Genomic DNA, 7,954 nt, shown 5'->3' on the forward strand with positions numbered 1-7,954 from the left:
GTCGTGAGTGGTACGGCCGGTTCTAACCGGTCTAAACACTCACGACCCAAGCCTCCCGAAGCGAAGACCCCGCCGACCTGCCCGGAGCACGCCACATTTGCCCTTCCCCTCCATAACCGCCCGCAACGCTCACGACCTCTCTCTCGGCAGGTTCGCCCGCCCCACGCGGGTGGCCCACGTTGGTGAGGGAGGCCCTCACCAACGTGGGCGTCCTCTGCCGCAGCGCTTATGGGCTCCGTATGACCACGTCGATACGGTGGCCGAACCCACCCGGGAAAGGAGGCCGAGCATGCGAACACCGACCTCGGGACCGCCTTGGCGGAACCTCAGTGCGTGAACGGGAGCATTGTGCGTGCGTACTGCCATTTCGCCTGCTCGACGCCGGAGCAGGCCTCGACGTGCTGACCGGGGCAACCTCCGTTGTCCCTGGCCAGCGCCCAGAACGACAGCTGACCGAGGCCCTTGAGGTACGCCCAGATCGTCGTGCGGATCGCGTCGGCCGGGGTGAAGACCTCGGGCGGGCCGGTCTCGCCGTTTGAGCCGTAGTCGTCGAGGCCGATCATCTCGGTGACCCCGACCATGTTCCACAGCTGCGCGGAAGTCTTGTGTGGATAGAGCCCGCGCAGGATCTCGACCGTTCCCTCGGCCGCCGTGCGGGTGTCCGCGAACATGTCATGCTGCTTGCCGTCGTAGTAGTCGAAGGTCATGAGGTTGACCATGCGGATGTCGGCGTCGTTGGCGATGGCGTTGCGCAGGATGTCGACGCCGTCCTTGATCAGGCCGTTCGGGCCGGTGCCGAGTGTGTAGACGAATTCCACGACGCGGCCACGCTCGCGCGCCCACCGCTGGACCTGGTGGATCGCCTTGTTGCGGCGGTCGATGGCCGGTCCTTTGTCGAGTGAGCCGCCTTCGACGTCGAGGTCGATGCGGGTGACGTCGTAGGTGGTGACGATCTTTTCGAAAGTCGCCGCGATGGCGGCGACGTCGGTGCAGCTGTCGGCGAGCTCGGTGCCGTTGCCGCCCGCGTAGCCGCCGCCGAGTGCCGGGATCACGTCGCCGCCGCGTGCCCTGATCTCGGCGATCGCGTCCCCGTAGGACGAGTGCGCCACCGGCGTTTCCGGCACGCCGTTCCAGTACACCTCGCAGGAGCCCGGCCGATCGGTGTGCAGGAACGACAGATTCAGGTACCGCGCGCCGGACTCTTGCGCCAGTACCGCCGGGTCATGGTTGAGATAGCCCTGGAAATACGGCGCGAACACGTGCGCGGGAAGGCGTCGCGGAGCGGCCGACGCACCGGGGGCTGCGGCCACCGCGATCAGCGCGGCCGCTACCAGACAGCGCGGGAACTTGGAAGATCTCATCCGGACAGTGTTAGCAGCGGGCGGTGGCCATGCCCATGCGCTCGTCGTGACACTGCACTGGCGCGCACCGATTTCTTCCCCTGACGGGCTCACAGGTCGAGGAGCACGCCCAGTCCTGCCGCGTTGAGACTGACGGAAACCTCCCGCAGGACGGCCATCGCGCGGTCGTACCAGTCTTCCGTTTCGTCGGCGAGCACCTTGTCCAGTGACGCCACCGAGTCGACCAGCGTCGCACCGGCTTCCGCGTAGCGGCCGACGGTGTAGTAGTTCGAACGCAGCTGGTCCACGAGAATCGTCAACGAGTCACGCAGCGCTTGGCGCGCTTCGCCTTCGCGGCCCGCGGCGTGCAGTGTCATGCTGAGATGCGCCAAGGCGTTCATGCGGTCCCTGCGCACCAGCGACCAGGCCGGGTCGACTTCCCGTTCCATGCAGCGGAACAGGCCGAGCGCGCGCAGCCAATAGGCGGCCGCCTCGTCGAACCGGCCGAGCTGGTGGTGGACGCGGCCGAGGAAGTCGAGCAGGTCGGCGAGGTCGTAGGGCAGCGCGTTGGCTTCGATGATCGCCAGGCTGCGCAGGCCCGGCTCCACGGCCTCCTCGTGGCGCCCGAGCCTGGCGAGATTCGCCGCGAGCGCCGTCAACGCCATGCCTTCGCCGACCTCTGCCCCTGCCTCGCGGAAGACCTTCAACGCCTCGGCGGCTTCGGCCAGCGCACCGGTGAAGTCGTGCGCCATGCGCATCAGCCCGGAGAGCTGCCGGTGGGCGTACGCCTTCGCGAGTTCCTCGCCCGCCTCGCCGAAGTGGTCCAGCGCCAGCTCGAGGTACTTCTGAGCCTGCCCGTATTCGCCGTGCATGCCCGCGACCCTGGCCAGCCCGCGATACGCGTACGCCATCGCGACCTTGTCGTCGGCACGCGTGGCGACGGCCAGCGCGATCTCGTTGACCGCGGTGAGGTCACGCCAATGCCCGCCCCAGTCGAGGAAATGCCGGATCGACCAGGTGAGCCCGGTGACGTGCGCGGCGAACCCGGCGTCCGCCGCGCGCGTGATCAGCGCGACCAGCGCGGTGTGTTCGGCGGCGAACCAGTCGAAAGCCGCTTCGTACGAGGCGAACGAGCGCGGCTCGACCCCGTCGACTGCTTCGGCGAGCCCCATGGTGTCTTGCTTCGCGCCGAAGAACTGGGCCGCGTTGTGCGCGGTGTGCCGGTAATAGTCGAGCAGCCGGTGCAACGCGGCGGCGCCGTCGTCGGCCCTGGCGAGTTCGGTCGCGTACGACCGCAGCAGGTCGTGCCAGCCGAAGCGGCCGGGGACGCGTTCGGCGACCAGATGCGCGGCGGCGAGTTCCCTGAGCAGTGCCAGCGTCCGCATCGGGGGCAGCCCGGTGAGCGCGGCGGCGGCGTTGGCATCGATGTCACCGCCGGGATGGATCGAGAGCAGCCGGAACAGCCGGGCGGCGGGTGCCAAGAGCGCGCGGTACGACCAGGACAGCACCGACCGGATGTCCGTCGCCCCGTCGGTCACGCCGAAGACATCGAGGTCACCGCGGGCTTCTTCGAGCTCCGCGGCGACGGCGGCGAGACTGAACCCCGGGTTGTACGAGGCCCGCGCGCAGACCAGCGCCAGCGCCAGCGGAAGCCGCGCGCACGACGCGATGATGGCGCGCACGGCGTCAGGCTCAGCGGCGACCCTCGCCGCGCCGAGCCGCCCGGCCAGCAACTCGGTCGCCTCGTGCGCGCTCAGCAGGTCCAGCGCGACCGTCTGGCTGCCCGTGGCCGCGACGAGACCGGGCAGCGCCGCGCGGCTGGTGATCACGACGAAGCTTCGCGCCGAGGCGGGCAGCAGCGGAAGGACCTGCCTACCGTCCCTCGCGTTGTCGAGGACGATCAGGCAGCGCCGATCGGCCAGCACGCTGCGGTACAGCGCGGTCAGCGCGTCCAGCCGGTCGGGGATGTGCGGGGTCGGCACGCCGAGCGCGGCGAGGAAGCCGCGGAGCGCGTCGACCGGTTCGACCGCCGAGCCGTCCTCCTCGAAGCCACGCAGGTTGACGTACAGCTGCCCGTCGGGGAACTGATCGGCGACCTCGTGCGCCCATCTCAGCGCGAAAGCGGTCTTGCCGACGCCCGCCATGCCGTGCACCACGACCGCGGGCGCCGCGCCGGACCGCGGTATCGCCGTCATGACGTCGTGTTCGGCCCGCCTGCCGACGAAGACCGGGAGATTGACCGGCAGCTGCGCCGGTTTGGTCGCGAAGGTCTCGGGTGCCGACGGCACCAGTGCCGGGTCGGCCCGCAGGATGCGCTGATGCAATTCGCGCAACGGACTACCAGGGTCGACGCCGAGTTCGTCGCGAAGCAGCCGGCGCATCTTTTCGTAAGCGCCTAACGCGTCAGCTTGGCGGCCCGATTGATAAAGCGCGAGAATGAGCAATTCGTGGGCCCGCTCACGCAATGGCTCGTCGCGTGTCGTCTCGGAGAGGAGTTCGATCACGTTCGCGGGCCTGCCGAGCCGGAGTTCCACCGCGGCCAGTTCCTCCAGCACCGCGATCCGCCGCTGGCCCAGCCGCGCGCGCTCCAGATCGGCCCATTCGCCGGTGAGATCGGCGAGCGCCTCACCCCGCCATTCGGCCAGCGCCGCGCGGAAAGCGGCGGCCGCGACCTCGAGGTCACCACGATCACGGCTCGACTCGGCCTCACGCACCGCCAGGTCGAAGCGCGTCAAATCCAGCGACTCCTCGGGCGCCCGCAGCACATAACCGCCGCCGACGGAGCCGACCACCTGGTCCCCGCCATCGGTTTCGAGCACACGCCGGAGCCGGTGCACGTAGGTGCGCAGGGTGCCGCGAGCCGTGCGCGGGACGGTCTCACCCCACAGCACGGTGACGATCTCGTCGACCGTCACGAGCCTGCCGCGGCCCACCAGGAGCGCGGCCAGTGTCATGCGCTGCTGCGGCGAACCGAGGTCGAGTTCGACCGCGCCGCGAGCCGCCCGGATCTGCCCGAGCAGGGAGAATTCCAGTCGCTGCTTCACTGTTTCCTCTTCGGTCTGCCCCAGGTTTTTCCACACTACAGACGATTCCGGCGAAGATCCTCCACCGAATGGCCATTCGCACCGCGCACCCTGAGCGGCACTCTGTGTCACGCTGACCAGCACAAACCCGGCAAATAGCCGTACTATTCGGTGAATATGTTTCACTTCTATTCGGATAACTCAACCTCATTGCTGAGTCGTGCCGGATTGCATCCGTTCGGTTGATGATCAACCTCAAGCCGTCTCGGACGTCCTCAGGTGCATGACGTGGAAGAAGCCAGTCACGCTGCTGTCCGTACTACTGGCCGCCTTGGTGTCGATCGCCGTCCCCGCTTCCGCCGCGGGTACAGGCCAGGTCGTCACGAGATTCAGCGAGGCGGACCGCGCCGCGGCACTGGCCTACTGGACACCGGAGCGCATGAAGCGGCTCGGCGAGCAGGAATGGCTGCCGCCCGCGGAAACGGTGGGCAAGCCGTGGAACGGCGCGATGCCCGCAGGCGTCGGCAGGCTGTTCTTCCACGCCGAGCCCGGCGGCTACGACGAGTCCTGTTCGGCGACCGTGGTGCCCAGCGCCACCAAGGACGTGGTGCTCACCGCCGGCCATTGCCTCAACGGTGGCTTCGACCGGTGGGACAACGTCATCAAGCACGTCAACATGGTGTTCGTCCCCGGATACGGCGAGGGGGCGCCCAAGGTGTTCGCGGCCCGCGCGTTCGCCTGGCCGGACACCTACCGGGGCCCGACCAGCGCGACCGACGACGACGGCGTCATCGCACTCGACCCCGTCGGCGGCTCGCACGTCGCCGACGTGGCGGGCGTCCAGGAGATCTCGTTCGAGCGGCCGCCGTCCCCGGTGCCCACGACCATGCTGGGCTATCCGGTGTCGGCGCTGGCGCGCGGCGAAAAGCTGGTCTCGTGCTCGCGACCCGCCACTCTTGACGTCAACAGCGTGTCCTCGGTCTGGGAGACGACCTGCGACCTCGCCGGCGGGTCCAGCGGCGGGCCCTGGCTGCGGAACTTCGACCCTGCCACGGGCAAGGGCACGATCTACGGCGTCACGAGCCGCGGCACCATGGACGAGAACGGCGTGACCACCGACCTCAGCGCGGCCCTGTTCACCGACGCCGTGCGCGACCTCTACGCCAGCGCCGACTCACTCTGACTTCCTGGGTCGTGAGTGGTATGGCCGGTTAGAACCGGCCATACCACTCACGAACAACAGGGCGGGCGGGACCCGTGGGGACGGACCCATAGAGGCGTGACCCGAACCAAAGCCGGCCGAAAGCGTCGAACCTGAGGCACGGAAACACTTCTTGCTCGACTGGATGTCGGAAATGGTGCTGTTGCTCAGGTTGATCGACCACTGTTGTTTCGGCCCGCCGGTACAGGTCTGCAGTTCGATCGAGCTGCCGTTCACGCCGGCGCACCGGTCGTTGATGACCAGGAAGGCGCCGTGGAAGGAGAACTTCTGCGCGGCGCCCCCACCGCACGCGGCCATTTTCAGCTTGGTGCCGGTGGACGACGAGTTGTTCGGGTCCTCCAGGCAGGTGCTGGTCGACTTGTTGACGAACGGCCCGACATAGGTGTTCGGCTTCGCCCCGCCGTAGCAGGCGCCGGTGCCGGTGTTGAAGATCGGCGTCGAGTCGTACGCCTCGTTCGGCGACGGGTCGACGACCACCGGTTCCATCACCGGGGTGCCGTCGGAGTTGTAGTGCGTGAGCGCGTCCTCGCAGTCGATCGCGTTGAACGCGCTGCCGCCCTTGCCGCCCAGCCACAGGTCGATGTGCCGCAGCTTCGGGCCACCGTTCGGGCCGTGGCCGTTCCAGTCCTGCGAACACTCGTCGCAGCCGTCTTCCATGATGAAGTACTTGCGCACCCTCGGCACCCAGACCTTGGTGCCAGCCTTGAGTTCCGAGGTGCTGGTGGCGAAGGTGATCGGGTCGGCGTAGGTGCCCTTGCCGCCCGCCGTGTCATGGATCTTGGGGTACGCGATGTCACCGCCGGGCGGGGTGTTGTCCCACCAGCCGTAGAAGGTCAGGAAGGTCTGCTGGGTGGTGGCGGCCTCTGCCGTGCCGCCACCGGCCAATGCCGCCGCCGCCACGAGCATCGAGCTCGCGAGCGCGACCAGCGCACGCCGGATCATGGTGCCTCCGCAGGTGAAGTGTCGGCTGGGATGACGAGCGGCGGTCGCCGTCTTCAGCATCCGACTTGATCACACCGGCGTCAACCCCATTAGTAAACTCCCCTAACAAACCCCCCGGATGGCGGCCGCTCACTCAAGGTTGTGAACGCCCCGTTCACAACCTTGACCGTTGCGAACGCCCCTTTTATTACGTTCGCTTATCACGCCCGGCTGAACGCACAAACGCCACTTATGCAACGGTGAGCGACACATACGCCCCGTTCGTGCCGACCAGAATGGCCGGGCGAGGCCACATTTGCCCCGCAATGCCGCTTCAGGCGTAGCGTGGCGCGGGCTGGCGTTTTCCGGTGGCGAGGCCTCGTCCGACGAGGTAGTCGTAGCAAGACCGGAGCAATCCGTACATTTCGTAGTGCGATCTATCCATCTCGACGATGTTCCACCGGACGGATCGATTGGCTTGAACCACACCGTCGACATCGATGACGCCTTGGCCGTACGGGACCATGTAGTCGTCCATGCCGGTCGCGGGCCCGTCCTTGATGTGGATGTACTCCAGCCGCTTGCCCAGTGAGGCGGCGACGGCCTTGGGATCGGCCCCGCCCGTCTGCGCCCAGTAGGTGTCCAGCTCGATGACCACGGACGGATCGAGTTCGCCCAGCAGGATCTTATAGGCCGAGCGTCCGCTGAACTTGTTGCGGAACTCGGCGAAATGATTGTGGTAACCGATTCTCATGCCGTACGCGGCGGCGTTTCCGGCGGCCTCGTTGATCCGGTCCGCACCGCGGCGGATGGCGTCCACGGAGGTGAATTCCTCGGGTTCCAGGCTCCAGACGAGCGTTTTGGCGCCCAGCTCGGCGTACTGGTCGAGGATGGCCTTGGCCTCGGTGCCCGAAGGGAACGGGGCGTGCGAACCGCACAGGCCGAGGCCGAGTTCTTTGAGGCGGGCTTTGACCACCTTGGGTTTGTGGCCGTACAACTCATAGCTCTCGATGGCGACGAAGCCGATGTCGGCGACGCGCGCGAGGGTGCCCATGAGGTCCTGCTCGGCCTGCTCGTGGAGTGACCACATCTGCAGGGCTATCGGCGCGGGCTTGCAGGGCTTGGAGCTTGCTTGTGCCGCCTGAGGCAGGACGGTGCCCGCGGCCAGCGTCGCGGCCGACACGAGCATGGATCGACGACTGAACTGCCGGACCACCACGGAACTCCTCACAGCCGCCGGACTCGATCTTCAGCGACGTTAGCGGCGCGCCCCTTTCCTGTACAGGCAAGACTTTTGATAAATCCCCGCCCCTGCAAAGGGTCGTGAGTGGTACGGCCGGTTAGAACCGGCCGTGTAACTAGTCAGGTGGTTGCTGGGTGTGTTGGTAGCCAGGGGTTTCCGGTGAGGGCGTCGCGGAGTGCGGTGAGTGTGTTGATGCCGTTTTTGC

Annotated in this window: 5 protein-coding genes; 1 reads left to right on the plus strand and 4 read right to left on the minus strand. The window is 67.5% G+C overall.

Going from position 1 to position 7,954, the window contains the following annotated elements; translation table 11 throughout:
- Positions 1 to 326 precede the first annotated feature (326 nt).
- Complete coding sequence (locus tag ACFV15_RS47225; RefSeq protein ID WP_378359959.1) at positions 327 to 1,361, minus strand: hypothetical protein; 1,035 nt, start codon at positions 1,359 to 1,361, stop codon at positions 327 to 329.
- A gap of 89 nt (positions 1,362 to 1,450) precedes the next feature.
- Complete coding sequence (locus ACFV15_RS47230; protein WP_378359961.1) at positions 1,451 to 4,384, minus strand: BTAD domain-containing putative transcriptional regulator; 2,934 nt, start codon at positions 4,382 to 4,384, stop codon at positions 1,451 to 1,453.
- Between the two features lie 262 nt (positions 4,385 to 4,646).
- On the opposite strand from ACFV15_RS47230, the gene ACFV15_RS47235 reads away from it, so the two are divergent.
- Positions 4,647 to 5,546: a trypsin-like serine peptidase gene (locus ACFV15_RS47235; RefSeq protein WP_378359963.1), complete on the plus strand. Its 900-nt coding sequence runs from the start codon at positions 4,647 to 4,649 to the stop codon at positions 5,544 to 5,546.
- On the opposite strand, the gene ACFV15_RS47240 is transcribed toward ACFV15_RS47235, so the two are convergent.
- A complete protein-coding gene (locus ACFV15_RS47240) occupies positions 5,538 to 6,527 on the minus strand; it encodes a ricin-type beta-trefoil lectin domain protein (RefSeq protein ID WP_378359965.1) in 990 nt (329 codons plus the stop codon). The genes ACFV15_RS47235 and ACFV15_RS47240 overlap by 9 nt on opposite strands.
- Positions 6,528 to 6,840: 313 nt before the next feature.
- Positions 6,841 to 7,722: a sugar phosphate isomerase/epimerase family protein gene (locus tag ACFV15_RS47245; protein ID WP_378359967.1), complete on the minus strand. Its 882-nt coding sequence runs from the start codon at positions 7,720 to 7,722 to the stop codon at positions 6,841 to 6,843.
- Positions 7,723 to 7,954: the final 232 nt, after the last annotated feature.

This window comes from Amycolatopsis sp. NPDC059657 (assembly GCF_042734395.1).
GTDB lineage: Bacteria > Actinomycetota > Actinomycetes > Mycobacteriales > Pseudonocardiaceae > Amycolatopsis.

Coding starts and splice junctions, on each gene's coding strand:
- ACFV15_RS47235 (WP_378359963.1), top strand. CDS start 4,647: ATGACGTGGAAGAAGCCAGTCACGCTGCTGTCCGTACTACTGGCCGCC.
- ACFV15_RS47225 (WP_378359959.1), bottom strand. CDS start 1,361: ATGAGATCTTCCAAGTTCCCGCGCTGTCTGGTAGCGGCCGCGCTGATC.
- ACFV15_RS47240 (WP_378359965.1), bottom strand. CDS start 6,527: ATGATCCGGCGTGCGCTGGTCGCGCTCGCGAGCTCGATGCTCGTGGCG.